Genomic DNA, 15,336 nt, shown 5'->3' on the forward strand with positions numbered 1-15,336 from the left:
CGGACCAGGCCCGCCAGCACTCAGCTCCCCGGTGCCCCGGTGCCGGACTTCGGCGCGTTCCCGACCACCCCGATCGGTCGTGAACGCCGGCCCAGGTTAGGCAGCCGCCCGATGGCCGGGCAAGCAGGCCGACGGGGTCACGGAGGTGATTGCCGCCGGGGCGCAATTGCGGCATCCCGACGTGACACGGTCAGCCGGCCGGACGCTGTTGGCTCTCAGAAGTGGGCGAGCAGATCGGGGAAGGCGGCCAGCCGGATCACCCCGGTGTCGGCCGGGTCGAGGTCGTCGTCCTCCAGCACCCAGGTGTTCTCGTTGGGGATGAACACCGCCCGCATCCCGGCCGCCCGCGCCGGCAGGATGTCCGACTTCGGGGAGTTGCCGATCATCCAGGCGTCGGCCGGGGCGAAGCCGTGCTCCCGGGCCAGCCACCGGTAGGTGCCGGTGTCCTTCTCGGGCACGATGTGCGCCGCGGCGAAGTGGTGCAGCAGGCCGCAGGCGTCCAGCTTGCGCTGCTGCTCGGCCCGGTCACCCTTGGTCAGCAGCAGCAGGTCGTAGCGGGTGGCCAGGGCGTCGAGGGTGTCGGCGACCCCGGGCATCAGCTCGACCTCGTGGTTGACCAGCGCGGTGGCCAGCCGGTCGATGTCCGCGCGTTCCCGGTCGGTGGCCGGTCGCTCCCGCAGCCGCTCCAGGCACTCGCCGAGGCTGCGCAGGAACACCTTGCTGCCGTAGCCGTGGGCCACCGCGTTGGCCCGCTCGATGTCGTCGAGCACGGTACGGATCTGGGCCCGGTCGAGCGTCGGGTGGTCGAGCCAGTCCAGGAAGTCGTCGATCACCCGCTCGAACACGACGTTGTTCTCCCAGAGCGTGTCGTCGGCGTCGAAGATCAACGTCGTCGCGCCCGCCCCCGGGGCCGTTCCGTTCCCACCCGTACTCATCCGGTCCCCTCCCGACAGGATCGCCCCGCCCGACGGCGGCGGCCGACGGACACGCTAGCGCTCCGGCCCGCCCGGCACATCCGGGTTGTCCCGCCGCAGGGTCAGGATCAGGTCGGCCACCAGCGCCGTCCACCCGGTCTGGTGCCAGGCCCCGAGGCCCGCGCCGTTGTCGCCGTGGAAGTACTCGGGGAACGCGATCAGGTCCCGCCAGTCGGGATGGGTCTGGAAGAGCTGACACGCGCCGTAGATCGGCCGGCGGCCCCAGCCGTCCCGGGTGAACAGGGAGATCAACCGGGCGGACAGGTCGTCGGCGATCTCGTCCAGGGTGCACTTGCGTCCCGACCGGGTCGGGTACTCCACCTGGAGGTCGTCGCCGAAGAACGCGGCGTAGTCGCGCAACGCGCTGATCAGCAGGAAGTTCGTCGGCATCCAGATCGGGCCGCGCCAGTTGGAGTTGCCGCCGAACAACCCGCTCGTCGACTCGGCCGGCTCGTAGCCGACGCAGAACTCCTGCCCGCCCAGGTCGACCGCGAACGGCTTGTCCAGGTGGGCCCGGCTCAGCGTGCGCAGGCCGTAGTCGGAGAGGAACTCGTCGGGGTCGAGCATCCGGGCCAGCAGCCGGACCACCTGCTCCGGGCCGACCATGGACAGCAGCCGCTGCTGGCGGCCGTCCGGGCCGAGCCGGCGGGCCCCGATCACGTCGGCGTACTCGGGCCGTTGGCTGAGGAACCAGCGTAACCGGGCCCCCAGCTCGGGCAGGCGTTGCAGGGTCCGCGCGGACAGCCGGGTGGTGGCCGCCAGCGGCAGCAGCCCCACCACCGAACGGACCTTCAACGGCACCTGGGTGCCGTCGGCGAGGCGCAGCACGTCGTAGAAGAACGCGTCCTCGGCGTCCCACAGGCCCTGCGAGTAGCCGGCGGCGGCGATGTAGGCGAAGTGCTCGAAGAACTTCGTCGCGGTGTCCACGTACGCCCGGTCGTGCTCGGCCAGCACGATCGCCATGTCCAGCAGGTTGAGGGCGTACATCGCCATCCAGCCGGTGCCGTCGGACTGCTCCAGCACCCCGGCCACCGGCAGCGCCGCCGAACGGTCGAACGGGCCGACGTTGTCCAGCCCGAGGAAACCGCCCTCGAACAGGTTGTTGCCGCCGGTGTCCTTGCGGTTGACCCACCAGGTGAAGTTCAGCAGCAGCTTGTGCATCACCCGGGCGAGGAACTCGTGGTCGCGTCCGCCGTCGATCTCGAACACCTTCAACGCCGCCCAGGCGTGCACCGGCGGGTTCACGTCACCGAACGCCCACTCGTACGCCGGGATCTGGCCGTTGGGATGCAGGTACCACTCGCGGAGCAGGAGCAGCACCTGCGCCTTGGCGAAGCCCGGGTCGACCCGGGCGATGGTGACGCAGTGGAAGGCCAGGTCCCAGGCGGCGTACCAGGGGTACTCCCACGGGTCCGGCATGGAGATCACGTCGAAGCTGGTCATGTGCCACCAGGCGCTGTTGCGCCCGTGCCGGCGGCCGGCCGGCGGCGTCGAGCCCGGGTCGCCCTCCAGCCACCGCTTGACGTCGAAGTGGTAGAACTGCTTTCCCCACATCAGCCCGGCGATCGCCTGCCGGGCCACCAGCGCCTCGTCGGCGCTGGCCGCCGCCGGGATCACCCCGGCGAAGAAGCGGTTCGCCTCGGCCCGCCGGGCCCACACCACCGCGTCGAAGCCGGCCCCCAGGTCGGCCGGGGGCGGCGCGGCGGCCCCGGGCGGCGGGGCGGTGCGGGTCAGCCGCAGCCGGATCTGCCGCTGCCCGCCGGCCGGCACGTCGAGCACGTAGTGCAGGGCGCCCTTGGTCCCCTCCCGGTCCGGGTTGACGGTGGCCGCGCCGGCCACCACGTGGTCGTTGATCCCGTCCTTCGGGTACGGCGAGCGGCCGGCCAGCCCCCACAGCCGCTCGGCGTTGGTGTCGTTGTCGCAGAGCAGCGGGACCGGCTCGCCGTCGCCCTCCAGCAGGAGCTGCCCCAGCACCCAGTGCTCGCCGACCAGCCGGGCGCCGTCACCGGTCAGCCGGGGCACCCGGTCGGCGCCGGGCGGGCCCCAGGCCCAGGTGTTGCGGAACCACAGCGTGGGCAGCACGTGCAGGGTGGCCGCCTCGTCGGCCCGGTTGGCGACGGTGACCAGGATGCACAGGTCGGTCGGGGACGCCTTGGCGTAGTCGACGGTGACCGCCCAGTACCTGTCGTCGTCGAAGATGCCGGTGTCGACCAGCTCGTACTCGTTCTCGTCCCGGCCGCGCAGGGCGTTGACGGCGACCAGCTCGTCGTACGGGAAGGCGGCCTGCGGGTAGTGGTAGCGCCAGCGCATCCACGAGTGGGTGGGGGTGCTGTCGAGGTACCACCAGTATTCCTTCGCGTCCTCGCCGTGGTTGCCGCCGTCGCCGCCGAGGCCGAACATGCGCTCCTTGAGGATCGGGTCCACCCCGTTCCACAGCGCCAGCGCGAAGCAGAACGTCTGCCGGTCGTCGCAGACGCCCGCCATGCCGTCCTCGTTCCACCGGTAGGCTCTGGACCGCGCGTGGTCGTGGGGGAAGTAGTCCCACGCCGTGCCGTGCTCGCTGTAGTCCTCCCGTACCGTCCCCCACGCCCGCTCGGACAGATAGGGACCCCATGCGCGCCAGTCCTGCTCTCCGGCATCGGCCTGGGCGAGCCGGAGCCGCTCGGCGTCGGGGGACGGGGCGTCGGAGGGCGATCTGTCGGTGAACACCTGCACATTTTCGACGCCGACGGAGTACTTGACCACAGCGACCATTGTCGTCGTGGCGTGTTACACCTCGCCGCCACAGGAGGAAAGAAGTTGATCGAGTTCGGTTTCGGGCCGGGGGTCTGCGGTGAACCGGCCGCCGGGGCGACCCGGGAATGGCTGGTCACCGACGGTCTCGGCGGGTACGCCATGGGCACCGTGAGCGGGCTGCGGACCCGCCGCTACCACGCTCTGCTGGTGGTCGCCGGGGAGACCCCGGCGGCCCGTCGGGTGGGTCTGGTCAGCCTGGACCCGGCGGTGGTCCTGCCGTCCGGGGCCCGGGTCCGGCTCGGCGCACACGAGTGGAACTCCGGGGTGGTCGACCCGCGCGGCTACGAATACCTCGAACGGTTCGACCTGGTCGACGGGTTGCCGCGCTGGCGGTGGCGGATCGGCGACGTGGTGATCGAGCGGGAGCTGGCCATGACCCACGGCCGGTCCGCCGTGGCGGTGGTGCACCGGCTGGTGGCCGGCGGCCCGGTCCGGCTGGACCTCTCGGCCGCCTGCACCTGGCGCGACGCGCACGGCGAACGGCGGGCCGACGGCCCCACGCCCCGGGTGGAGCCGGCCGACGGCGGTGCGGTGGTCGAGGGCGCGTTCCGCCTCGCCGGCCCGGACTGGACGCCCGAGGGGCAGTGGTGGCTGGGCGTGCACCACCGCGAGGAGGCCGCCCGGGGGCTGCACCCCGACGAGGACCTGTGGTGCGCCGGGCGGTTCTCCGGCGCGCTGGAGCACCCCGGGGACACCGTGTCGGTGCTGGCCTGGGCCGGTGACCTGGCCGAGGAGCCGCCCCCGGCGACGCAGGTGGTGGCGGCGGCCCGGCAGCGGCACCGGGCGGTGGTGGCGGCGGCGAAACCGGCCGACGCGGTGGACGCGACCCTGGCGCTGGCCGCCGACGCGTTCGTGGTGCGTACCCCCGCCGGGCCGGACGTGGTGGCCGGGTACCCCTGGTTCGGTGCCTGGTCGCGGGACACCATGACCTCCTACGAGGGGTTGTTCCTGTGCACCGGGCGGGCCGACGAGGGGCGGGAGCTGCTGCGGGCGTACGCGGCGACGCTGTCGGAGGGGATGCTGGCGAACACCGCCGACACCGGTCGGGTGGAATACAACACGGTCGACGCGACACTGTGGTTCCTGCACGCGGTGGGCCGGCACGTCACCGTCACCGGCGACACCGACCTGGGCGACGAGCTGCTGCCGGCGCTGCACGGGGTGGTGCGGGCGCACCTGGCCGGCACCCGGTACGGCATCGCCGTCGACCCGGCCGACGGGCTGATCACCCAGGGCGGCACCCCGGGCACCGCGCTGACCTGGATGGACGCCCGGGTGTACGGGGTGCCGGTGACCCCCCGGGTCGGCAAGCCGGTCGAGGTGAACGCGTTGTGGGTCAGCGGGTTGGCCGGGTTGGCGGAGCTGACCGAGCTGGCCGGGCAGGACCCGGACGAGCTGTGGCGGCTGCACGACCGGGCGCGGGAGGCGTTCGGCAAGCGGTTCCCCACCCCGGCGGGCTGGCTGCACGACGTCGTGGACGCGCCGGCCCCGGCGTACCCGCTGGGTGGGGCGGCGCACCACGACGACGACCTGCTGCGCCCCAACCAGCTGCTCGCCTGGTCGCTGCCGTACGCGCCGTTGGAGCCGGACCCGGTGGCACTGCGGCGGGTGGCGGCCGGGCTGTTCACCCCGCTGGGGCCGCGCAGCCTCGCCCCCGACGCGCCGGAGTTCGCGCCCCGGCACCGGGGTGGCCCGGCGGAGCGGGACGGCGCCTACCACCAGGGCACGGTCTGGCCGTGGCTGGTCGGGCCGTTCGTCGAGGCGTACCGGAAGGCCGGACTGCCCACCGACGACCTGCTGGTCGGTCTGGTCGGACATCTGGGGGAGTTCGGCCTGGGCTCGGTGAGCGAGACGGCGGACGCCACCGCGCCGCACGCCGCCACCGGATGCCCGTTCCAGGCGTGGTCGGTGGCCGAGCTGCTGCGCGTCCGACGGGCCCGATAGGCACCCGTTACACACCGGCAACGGTGGCGTCTCCGCTGGTTATCCAGCAGTCGGCAGGATGGGCCCCGACCCCGGGCCGCGTACGGACACCCTCATGGTGTCCTACCGGCGCGCGCCCAGGACACCACCCGAAGGGGGCCGCATGTCACCGGACGCCGACGTGATCGACATCCACCCCGCCCGGCACCAGCGGGTGCTCATGCTGTCCTGGGAGTACCCGCCGGTGCTGGTGGGCGGCCTCGGCCGGCACGTGCACGCGCTGGCCACCGCCCTGGCCGCCGCCGGGCACGAGGTCACCGTGGTCACCCGGCACGCCGAGGGGGCGCCGCTTGAGGAGTACGCCGACGGCGTACGCGTCCTGCGCGCCCCCGAGGACCCGGTGACCTTCCCGCTGGCCACCGGCTCCCTGCTGGCCTGGACGATGGCGTTCAACCACACCCTGACCCGGACCGCCCTGCGGGCCGCCGACAGCGCCGGCTACGACGTCGTGCACGCCCACGACTGGCTGGTCGGGCACACCGCCGTCACCCTGGCCGAGCACCTCGACCTGCCGCTGGTCACCACCATCCACGCCACCGAGGCCGGCCGGCACCAGGGCTGGCTGCCCGGGGAGCTGAACCGCACCATCCACGGCGTCGAACACTGGCTCAGCAACGCCTCGGCCCGGGTGATCGCCTGCTCCGGCTACATGCGAGCCCAGGTCAGCCGGTTGTTCGACGTGCCGGCCGGGCGGGTCGACGTGGTGCCCAACGGGGTCGACGACCGGGCGTTCCGGGCCCGGCCCCGGGCGGTCGCCTCGGCCCGCGCCCGGTTCGCCGGGGACGGCCCGCTGGTCGGATACGCCGGTCGGCTGGTCTACGAGAAGGGCGTGCAGCACCTCGTCGACGCCGTGCCCCACCTGCGCGACCGGCACCCGGGGCTGCGGGTGGTGATCGCCGGGGACGGCCCGTACAAGGACGAGCTGGTCGACCAGGTACGCCGGCTGCACGTCGGCGACAGCGTCCGGTTCACCGGCTTCCTCGACGCCGGGCAGCTCCCGGCGTTGCTCGCCGCCACCGACGCGACGGTCGTACCGAGCCTCTACGAGCCGTTCGGCATGATCGCCCTGGAGGCGGCGGCGGCCGGCGCGCCGCTGGCCGTGGCGAGCACCGGCGGGCTGGCCGAGATCGTCGAACCCGGGGTCACCGGGGTGACCTTCCCGCACAGCGACCCGGGCGCGCTGGCCGGGGCGGTCGACCGGCTCGTCGGCGACGAGGTCTTCGCCCGGCGGGTGGCCCGGCGGGCCCGCACCATGGTCGGCGAGCGGTACGGCTGGGCCGCCATCGCCGCGCGTACCGCGGGCAGCTACGCCACCGCCCGCCGCGACCACGACGGTTTCCAGGCCCGGCGGGCGGCGGGCCTGCTGGCCGGCGGTCGGCAACGGATCGCCATCCCCGAGGGCAACCTGCTGCAATGGGACGGCGCGGCCTGCTGACCGGATCGAGACCTGACAACCGATAGGTCCGCCCCGATCCATTGGCTACGGTGTACCTCGGCCGATGGTGAGGAGAACGGTGCAGCAGGTAGTGATCGCCGGCCGGTACCGCCTGTTGAAGATGGTGGGCCGGGGTGGCATGGGCCGGGTCTGGTTGGCCCGCGACGAGGTGTTGCACCGCGAGGTGGCGATCAAGGAGGTCGTCCCTCCCGCCTGGCTGGCCGACGACGAACGCGACGAGGTGCGGCTACGGACGCTGCGCGAGGCCCGCACCGCGGCCCGGCTCAACCACCCCAACGTGGTCCGGGTCTACGACGTGGTGCAGGTCGAGGAACGGCCGTGGATCGTGATGGAGTACGTCCTGTCCCGGTCGTTGCAGACGGTGCTGGACACCACCGGCCCGGTCGACCCGGTCCGCGCCGCCGAGATCGGGCTGGCGCTGCTGTCCGCGTTGCGCGCCGCACACTCCGCCGGGGTGCTGCACCGCGACGTGAAACCGCAGAACGTCCTGGTCGCCGACGACGGGCGGGTGATGCTCACCGACTTCGGGCTGGCCACCTTCGACGGCGGTGACGGGCTGATGACCCGCCCCGGGATGGTGCTCGGTTCCCCGCAGTTCGTCGCCCCCGAACGCGCCGCCGACGGGGTGTCCAGCGTGGAGGCCGACCTGTGGTCGCTCGGCGCCACCCTGCACGCCGCCGTCGAGGGCCGCTCCCCGTACGCCCGCAGCACCGCGATGGCCACCCTGGCCGCTCTGGCCACCTCCCCGCCGGACCCGGCCCCGCACGCCGGGCCGCTGCGTCCGGTGCTCGACGGGCTGCTGGTCCGCGACCCCCGGCACCGGATCCGCCACGACGAGGCCGCCCGTCGCCTGGAGGAGGTGACCCGGGTGACGCCCCGGCCCGAGCCGCCCACGGTGGTGCTGCCCGTCCCCCGTCCGATGGGTGTGGCCCGACCGACCCCGCCGCCCGGCACAGACGACCCGCCGGCACCCCCGCGTACCCGCGCGGACCTCGACGCCGAGCGGGACTGGGGACCACCGGGCCGCCGGGTCGCCGCCGACGCGGCCGAACGGCCCGTCTCCCCCACGGCCTCCGGTTCCCCCGGCCCCGAGCCGACCGGCCACCCGCAGGTGGCGGGCGCTCCCCCGGCCGCCGGGCCCGGCCGGGAGCCGGCCGAGGCGACCCCGCCCGGTCGGATCGTGGTCGGGTCGGGTGATCCGGCAGGCTACCCGCCGGGCCCTGGCGACACCGACGGTCGCGGCGGCGCACCGGCCGGCCCGACCATCTCCGACGCGAAGCCGGCCGCAGGTCGAATGACCGGCCCCGGACCGGGCGCAACCACCCCGGGCGGGCCCGGCGGGCGCGGGCCGGGACGCACCGGCGCGGGCGCGGGGTCACGGCGGGCGACCGGCACGGGCGGGCCGGTCGGGATGCTCGCCCGGCTGCCCCGCAGTGCCCGGGGCTGGATCCTCGCCGGGGTGACCATCGCGGTGGGGGCGACGGCCGGCATCGGCACCACCATGGCGATCAACGACGACGAGCACCGGGCCGCACCGGGGCACACCGACGCGCCGGCCAGCAGCACCCCCTCGACCCGCCCGTACGCCCCGCCGGCCGGTGGGCCGGGCCGGCCGGGTCCCCCGCCCGGCGCCCAGGACCTCGCCCCGCCACCGCTGCCGTGCCTGCGTCCCGACCCGGTCGGCACGCAGGTCACCGGCCGACCGGCGACCGTGGACGACGGTTTCCGTCCCCCGTCCGGCTGGACCTGGTACGACGGCGCAGGCTACCGGCTCGCCGTCCCGATCGGCTGGCTGCGTACCCAGGAAGGGCAGGTGGCCTGCTTCCGGGACCCGGGCAGCCGACGGACGCTGAGCGTGGAACCACTGCCCGGTGGTGGCGGCGGGGCGCTGGAACGACTCCAGGCCGAGGAACGCACCCAGCTCGGCTTCGGCGCCCTGCCCGGGTACGACAAGATCAAGCTGGCGGCGTTCGACGGCGACGGCGCCCAGTGGGAGTGCCGCTGGGACACCCCGTTCGGCGGCCGGGAGCACGGGGTCCGGCTGATCCCCGGCCGGGACCTGTCCGGATTCATGCTGAGCTGGTCGTCGGCGGACGAGGACTGGGACGACGCGACCGACGAGCTGACGGTGGTCCGGCAGAGCTTCCGGGGCCGGTCGACGGAGGTCACCTCGCCCACCTGACCCGCCCCGGCCCGCCGTCGGCCGCCGGCCGGCTTTTTGCGGGCCGGCCGGCGGGCGCTGCGCCCTGCGGATCCGTCGCCGCGAACACCGCGGTCACCGTGGATATCCTGGTGGCGGGGCAGCGAGGGGGAAACGTCGTGCACGAGCAGCGGGTCGCCGGGCGGTACCGGCTACTCGTTCTGGTCGGCACCGGCGGGATGGGCCGCGTCTGGTTGGCCCGCGACGAGATGCTGCACCGGGACGTCGCGGTCAAGGAGGTCGTCCCGCCGCACTGGCTCGCCGCGCACGAACGCGAGGAGCTACGGCTGCGCACGTTGCGCGAGGCCCGCACCGCGGCCCGGCTCAACCACCCCAACGTGGTCCGGATCTACGACGTGGTGCACGACGGTGACAACCCCTGGATCGTGATGGAGTACGTCCCGTCCCGCTCGCTGCAACAACTGCTCACCGAGGAGGGGCCGCTGCCCCCGCGCCGGGTCGCCCGGATCGGGTTGGCGGTGCTGGCCGCCCTGCGCGCCGCCCACACCGCCGGAGTGCTGCACCGCGACGTCAAGCCGCACAACGTCCTGGTCGCCGACGACGGGCGGGTGGTGCTCACCGACTTCGGACTGGCCACCTTCGACGGCGGTGACGGGGCGATGACCGGGCCGGGGATGGTGCTGGGCTCCCCGCAGTTCGTCGCCCCCGAACGCGCCCGCGACGGAGTGTCCAGCCCGCGTACCGACCTGTGGTCGCTGGGGGCCACCCTCTACGCGGCGGTGGAGGGACGGGCGCCGTACGCCCGGGGCAGCGCGATGGCGACGCTGAGCGCGCTGGCCACCGAGCCGCCCGACCCGACGCGCCGCGCCGGGGCGCTGCGCCCGGTGCTGGAGGGTCTGCTGCGCCGCGAACCGGAACGACGGCTCACCGCCGACGAGACGCAGACCCGGCTGAGCGCGGCGCTCGCGGCGACGCCCGCCACGCCGGAGGCGTCCACCCCGCCCGTGTCGCAGGCGTCCACCCCGCCCCCATCACGCCCCACGGTGGTGCCGGCCGGCGGGGACACCCCGCCGCTGCCGGCCGGAACGCCGCGTCGGCGGCGGCAGCGGACCGTCCTGGTCGCGGTGGCCGTCGCGGGCGCGCTGCTGGCCGGGTTCGGGGCGTCGGTCGCGCTGCGCGACGGCCCCGGTCCGTCGTCGACGCCGGGTGGTGGGGCCGGCACCGGGGCGGCCCGGCCGGGGGCCTTCCCGTGCGCCGCGCCCGCGCCGACCGACGCCGTCCCGGTCCGCTCCGCTCCGCCGCCGCCGGGTGAGCGCTTCGGACTGGTCGCGGGCTGGACCTGGTACACCGACCCGGACGGCTTCCGGATCGCCGCCCCGGCCGGGTGGCTGCGCTACACCGACGGCCCGGTGACCTGTCTGCGCGAGCCCGGTGGCCCCCGGGTGCTCAGCGTCGCCCCCGGCGTCGCCCCGGCCGACCCGGTCGCCCACTGGCGGGCCGAGGAACGCCGGCTCACCGACGACGGTCGGCTCACCGGCTACCGGCGGGTGGACATCTCCGCGCTGGACATGTTCCGTGGCGGCGCGCTGTGGGAGTGCGAGTGGACCGGCCCGACCGGAGCCCGGCTGCACACCGCCCGGCTGCTGGTCCGGGTCGCCCCGCAGCGGGCCTACACCGTCTCATGGCTGACAGACCAGTTCGACTGGCAGGTCAACGCGACATACTTCCTGATGATCCGGCAGAGCTTCCGTCCCGCCGCCTGACACCCTCCCCTGTGGACCGGCCGGGTTGTTGCCCTGGCGACGGCGGTTCTGACACAGTGGCGTAGCGTTGTCGATCAAGAAAACGGGGAGGGGCGAGGCGACATGATGGGACCGTCCCACGCGCTGTCGGGCGCTGCGGTGTGGCTGACCGGGTCGTGGGCACTGGACCACTTCGCCGACTACCACCAGTCGCCGCTCGCCCTGGCCGTCGGCACCGCCGTCTGCGCAGGTGGGGCGCTCTTTCCCGACCTCGACCTCTCCGGCAAGGTCACCCGCAACCAGGGCGGCGCGACGGTGGCCCGCACCTTCGGGGTGTTCTCGCTGTTCGTCGCCGAGGTGATGGAGAAGATCTCGCTCGGCGTCTACTACGCCACCAAGCTCAGCCGTGACCCGCGCCGCAACAACGGTCACCGCACCCTGACCCACACCATCCCGTTCACCGTGCTGGTCGGTTGGGGCACCACCGCGCTGTGCACCGCGTACGGCAAGTGGGCGGTGGTGAGCATCCTGTTCTTCATGATCGGGCTGGCGCTGCGCGGGCTGTTCGACGAGTGGGCAGAGCGGGCCGGCTGGGTGATCGTCACCCTCGTCTCGGCCGCCGCCGCCTGGTTCACCTTCGCCACCCTGCCCGGTGACCGGGGCTATCCGATGATCGGGCTGGCCGTCGGGGTGGGCTGTTTCGTGCACATCCTCGGCGACATGATCACCAAGGCGGGGGTGCCCATCCTCTGGCCGATCCCGATCAAACGCCGGATGTGGACGATGATCGGGCTACCGAACAGCATCGCGTTACGTACCGGCAGCAAGGCCGAGGTGGTGGTGCTGCGGACCGCGTTGACGGTGCTCTCCGTGCTCGCGGCCGTCGGCCTGGTCGCCCCGTCGGTGCTGCAACGGTTCAACATCGAGGTCTGACCGGGGCGCGCGAAACGCCGAACCAGCCGAACGTGGGACGGCCCGGGAGCGCTCCGCACGCCTACGATGCGTAGCATGTCGGCCGGCCCCGGGACCCGCCCCCTCGCCGGCTCCGGTCGCGGGCGGCTCCTCGCCGGCCTGCTGACACTGCTGTCGTTGGTCCTCTTCGCGGGCGTGCTCTGGGACGCCGGGTACGCCCGACTCTATCCGGCGGCACGCTTCCTGCACCGGCCGCTGCCCCTGCTCGGGCTCGCCACGCTGGCCGCGCTGGCGCTGGTGCTCGCCGGCTGGCTGGCCGCCCGGCGACCGCCCGCGACGACGGCGCTACGGTCGGCCGCGCTCGGCTGTGCGGTGCTGCTCGGCGTGGGCACCGGTGCGTGGGGCATGTACCGCACCGGTTTCGCCTCGACCGTCGAGCGGGACTCCACGCTGGCCGTCTCCCCCGACGGCCGGTACGCGGTGGTCCGGCTGGACACCCGCGACTGGAAGGACCTGCCGCACACCGAGCTGCGGGTACGCACCCGCGCCGGGTTGCTCAGCCACGACGCCGACCGGGAACTGGTCACCTGCCGCCACGCGCGTCCCCGGGAGCGGATCGACGCCGAGTTCGTCGGCGAGCGGACGGTCCGGGTCTCGCTGGTCGACCGGCCGGCGGTCACCGTCGCGTTCGACCGACGGCTACGCCCCCGGCACACCGTCGACATCTGCCGCCCGCCCGACAGCTGAGCGCGCTCAGACGCCGACCCGCTGGGGTGGCACGGTGAGGCCGTAGAGCGCCATCAGCTCCGGGGTGTCCACCCGGTTGCCGTCGGCCACCGAGTCGCAGGCGATGTCGACGATCTGGTCCTTGTGCGCCAGCAGGTACGGTCGGGCGCCGATGTCGGCGCCGGCCAGGGTCGCGATGCCGGCCCAGTGCCGACGGCCGAACAGCATCGGGTACCCGCGCAGCCCGTCGTAGGTGGCGCAGGCCAGCACGTCCGGGTACGGCAGCGCGGCCACCCGCCGGATCGCCTCCGGGGTGAGACCGGGCATGTCGACGGGTACCACCACCACCGCCTCGACCCGTTCGTCGGCCAACGCGGCCAGGCCGGCCCGGATGGACGAGCCGACCCCGGCTCCCGAGGAACGGTTGACCACCACCGTGGCGGGGCTCAGGTCGGCCGCCGCCCGGACCTCGTCGGCCGCCGCCCCCAGCACCACCACCAGTTGCTCACAGCCGGCCGCGACCATCGTGTCGATCATGCAGCTGACCAGCAGCCGGTCCCCCCGACACAGCAACGCCTCGGGGCTGCCGAGCCGCCGCCCCCCACCCGCCGCGATGATCATTCCTGCGATACGCACACCGGGTGCAACGAGCCCCCGGGAGATGAGTGTCGGCACGAAACGGATATTTCACGCGTATACCCTGAACCCAACCACCCACCCCACCCACTCCGCCCACCCGCCCCGCCCCCCGCCCGCCCCCGCTCGCCCCGGTGATCAAGAGGTTTGCGTCATCGCGAGCGACGAATCTGACGCGAACCTCTTGATCACCGGGCGCCGACACCGCAACGGGGCCGGGTGAGGGGGCGAGGGGGCGAGGGGGTGCGGGGAGTCAGGCTTGGGCGTAGGTGGTGACGGTGGAGAGGTCGAGGGGGAAACGCACGGGCGTCGGGCCGAACAGCAGCGCCGAGGCGCGCGCTCCGGCGCGGCGGACCGCGTCGGCCACCGGCTCGGCCAGCTCGGCCGGGCAGTGCACGATCACCTCGTCGTGCTGGAAGAAGACCAACTCCCCGCCCACCACGGCCAGCTCCGCCCGCAGCGAGGCGAGCAGCGTCGAGGCCCACTCGGCGGCGGTGGCCTGGATGACGAAGTTACGGGTGAACCGGCCCCGGGAGCGGGCCGCCCGCGCCCGGGGCGAACGCGGGTCCGCCCCGACGTCCGGGTCCACCGGGGCGTCGTCGGCGTCGCCGGACCCGACCGTCCCCGGCGGGCAGGTCCGGCCCAGCCAGGACCGGACCAGGCCACCCGCCTCCCCGGTACGCGCCGCCGCCTCCAGGTAGCCGAAGGCGGTCGGATAGCTGCGCTTGAGCACCGCCAGGGCCGGCAGCGCCCCACCCCCGGTCTGCCCGTACATCGCGCCGAGCAGGGCGAGCTTGGCGCGGGCCCGGTCACCGCCGAAGGAGTCCTGGGCCAGCGCCGCGTAGAGGTCGCCGGCCGCCCCGGCGGTGGCCAGCCGGGCGTCACCGGAGACCGCGGCGAGCACCCGGGGCTCCAACTGACCGGCGTCGGCCACCACCAGCCGCCACCCCGGATCGGCCACCACCGCCCGCCGGATCACCTTCGGGATCTGCAACGCGCCGCCACCCCGGGTCGCCCACCGGCCGGAGACCACCCCGGCCGGGACGTACTCCGGGCGGAACCGGCCGTCGGAGACCCACGCGTCCCGCCAGGCCCAGCCGTGCGCCGTCCAGATCCGGTACAGCTCCTTGTATTCGAGCACCAGCGGGACGGCCGGATGGTCGACGCCGCGCAGCACCCAGGCCCGGGTGTTGGGCAGCTGCACACCGACCCGGGCGAAGGCGCGCAGCAGCTCCGCCGAGGAGTCGATGTGCAACTGCCGGACGCCGAACGCCTCAGCGACCCGGGCGGCCAGCTCGGCCAGCCGCCGGGGCGGCCCACCCACCGGGGACGCCTCACCCAGCAGCTCGGCGAGGATCTCGTCGTGCACGTCGGCACGCCAGGGCAGCCCGACGGCGGCCATCTCCACCGCGATCAGGGCACCGGCCGACTCGGCGGCCACCAGCAGCCGGAACCGGCCGGGATGGGCGGTGGCGGCGACCCGGCCGAGCTGGTCGGCGTACACCCGGGTCAGGGCGTCGATGCCGGGGGCCGGCGGGCCGACGACGGCCTCGAAGAGCGCGGCCTGCCCGTGCCCCGGCGGCGCGGCCGGCCGGGGCGGCGGGTCGGGTGGGACGGCGGCCCCGGTGAGCCGGGCGTACGCGGCGGCCAGCGAGCGGGGCTCACCCCAGCGCCCGGCATGGCCCAGCAGCAGCCCCTCGGTCAGCTCGATGTCGTGGCAGCGCTCGACCCGCACCCCGGCGCGCAGCAGGGTCGGGTAGAGCGTCGCACCGGACGCCCAGACCCAGCGGGGGTGCTCGGCCGCCTCGCGGGCGGCCACGGCGGCGGGCAGGTCGTCGACCGGCTCGACGGGCCCGGCCGGGTGACCGGCGGCGTCCAGCGGTTGGAGGACGCCACCGCCCCGCTCCCCCGCCGCCACCGCCAGCACCGCCACGACCCGATTGTGCCCCG

At 74.6% G+C, this 15,336-nt stretch carries 10 protein-coding genes; 6 read left to right on the forward strand and 4 right to left on the reverse strand.

Annotation, left to right across the window (positions count from 1 at the left end):
- Nucleotides 1–215: 215 nt before the first annotated feature.
- Both ACN261_RS30255 and ACN261_RS30260 read right to left on the reverse strand, forming a co-directional pair.
- A complete protein-coding gene (locus ACN261_RS30255) occupies nt 216–935 on the reverse strand; it encodes an HAD family hydrolase (protein WP_425853455.1) in 720 nt (239 codons plus the stop codon).
- Between the two features lie 54 nt (nt 936–989).
- A complete protein-coding gene (locus tag ACN261_RS30260) occupies nt 990–3,728 on the reverse strand; it encodes an MGH1-like glycoside hydrolase domain-containing protein (RefSeq protein ID WP_425853456.1) in 2,739 nt (912 codons plus the stop codon).
- Nucleotides 3,729–3,773: 45 nt separating this feature from the next.
- On the opposite strand from ACN261_RS30260, the gene ACN261_RS30265 reads away from it, so the two are divergent.
- From ACN261_RS30265 to ACN261_RS30290, 6 genes are all read left to right on the forward strand, one after another.
- Entirely contained in the window at nt 3,774–5,714 is a 1,941-nt protein-coding gene (locus ACN261_RS30265; RefSeq protein WP_425853457.1) for an amylo-alpha-1,6-glucosidase, read from the forward strand.
- 142 nt (nt 5,715–5,856) lie between these two features.
- The gene (locus ACN261_RS30270) at nt 5,857–7,188 is read left to right on the forward strand and encodes a glycosyltransferase family 4 protein (protein ID WP_425853458.1); all 1,332 of its coding nucleotides are present in this window, start codon (nt 5,857–5,859) and stop codon (nt 7,186–7,188) included.
- Between the two features lie 121 nt (nt 7,189–7,309).
- On the forward strand, nt 7,310–9,391 hold the full coding sequence (locus ACN261_RS30275; RefSeq protein ID WP_421486864.1) for a protein kinase domain-containing protein: 2,082 nt from the start codon (nt 7,310–7,312) through the stop codon (nt 9,389–9,391).
- A gap of 137 nt (nt 9,392–9,528) precedes the next feature.
- Entirely contained in the window at nt 9,529–11,133 is a 1,605-nt protein-coding gene (locus tag ACN261_RS30280) for a protein kinase domain-containing protein (protein WP_421483263.1), read from the forward strand.
- A gap of 102 nt (nt 11,134–11,235) precedes the next feature.
- Complete coding sequence (locus ACN261_RS30285; RefSeq protein ID WP_421483264.1) at nt 11,236–12,045, forward strand: metal-dependent hydrolase; 810 nt, start codon at nt 11,236–11,238, stop codon at nt 12,043–12,045.
- Nucleotides 12,046–12,120: 75 nt separating this feature from the next.
- Nucleotides 12,121–12,771, forward strand: coding sequence for a hypothetical protein (locus ACN261_RS30290; RefSeq protein WP_421483265.1), 651 nt, complete (start codon nt 12,121–12,123; stop codon nt 12,769–12,771).
- Nucleotides 12,772–12,777: 6 nt separating this feature from the next.
- Here ACN261_RS30290 and ACN261_RS30295 read toward each other — a convergent pair whose 3' ends face one another.
- Nucleotides 12,778–13,371, reverse strand: coding sequence for a nucleotidyltransferase family protein (locus tag ACN261_RS30295; RefSeq protein WP_421486865.1), 594 nt, complete (start codon nt 13,369–13,371; stop codon nt 12,778–12,780).
- A gap of 268 nt (nt 13,372–13,639) precedes the next feature.
- A complete protein-coding gene (locus tag ACN261_RS30300; RefSeq protein ID WP_425853459.1) occupies nt 13,640–15,319 on the reverse strand; it encodes a bifunctional 3'-5' exonuclease/DNA polymerase in 1,680 nt (559 codons plus the stop codon).
- Between the last annotated feature and the right edge of the window lie 17 nt (nt 15,320–15,336).

It is taken from the genome of Micromonospora sp. WMMD723 (genome assembly GCF_049863385.1).
GTDB lineage: Bacteria > Actinomycetota > Actinomycetes > Mycobacteriales > Micromonosporaceae > Micromonospora > Micromonospora wenchangensis.

What these genes read in the sequence shown, in the direction of transcription:
- ACN261_RS30275 (WP_421486864.1), top strand. Translation starts at nt 7,310, where the DNA reads ATGGTGGGCCGGGGTGGCATGGGCCGGGTCTGGTTGGCCCGCGACGAG.
- ACN261_RS30290 (WP_421483265.1), top strand. Translation starts at nt 12,121, where the DNA reads ATGTCGGCCGGCCCCGGGACCCGCCCCCTCGCCGGCTCCGGTCGCGGG.
- ACN261_RS30285 (WP_421483264.1), top strand. Translation starts at nt 11,236, where the DNA reads ATGATGGGACCGTCCCACGCGCTGTCGGGCGCTGCGGTGTGGCTGACC.
- ACN261_RS30260 (WP_425853456.1), bottom strand. Translation starts at nt 3,728, where the DNA reads ATGGTCGCTGTGGTCAAGTACTCCGTCGGCGTCGAAAATGTGCAGGTG.
- ACN261_RS30255 (WP_425853455.1), bottom strand. Translation starts at nt 935, where the DNA reads ATGAGTACGGGTGGGAACGGAACGGCCCCGGGGGCGGGCGCGACGACG.
- ACN261_RS30270 (WP_425853458.1), top strand. Translation starts at nt 5,857, where the DNA reads ATGTCACCGGACGCCGACGTGATCGACATCCACCCCGCCCGGCACCAG.
- ACN261_RS30295 (WP_421486865.1), bottom strand. Translation starts at nt 13,371, where the DNA reads ATGATCATCGCGGCGGGTGGGGGGCGGCGGCTCGGCAGCCCCGAGGCG.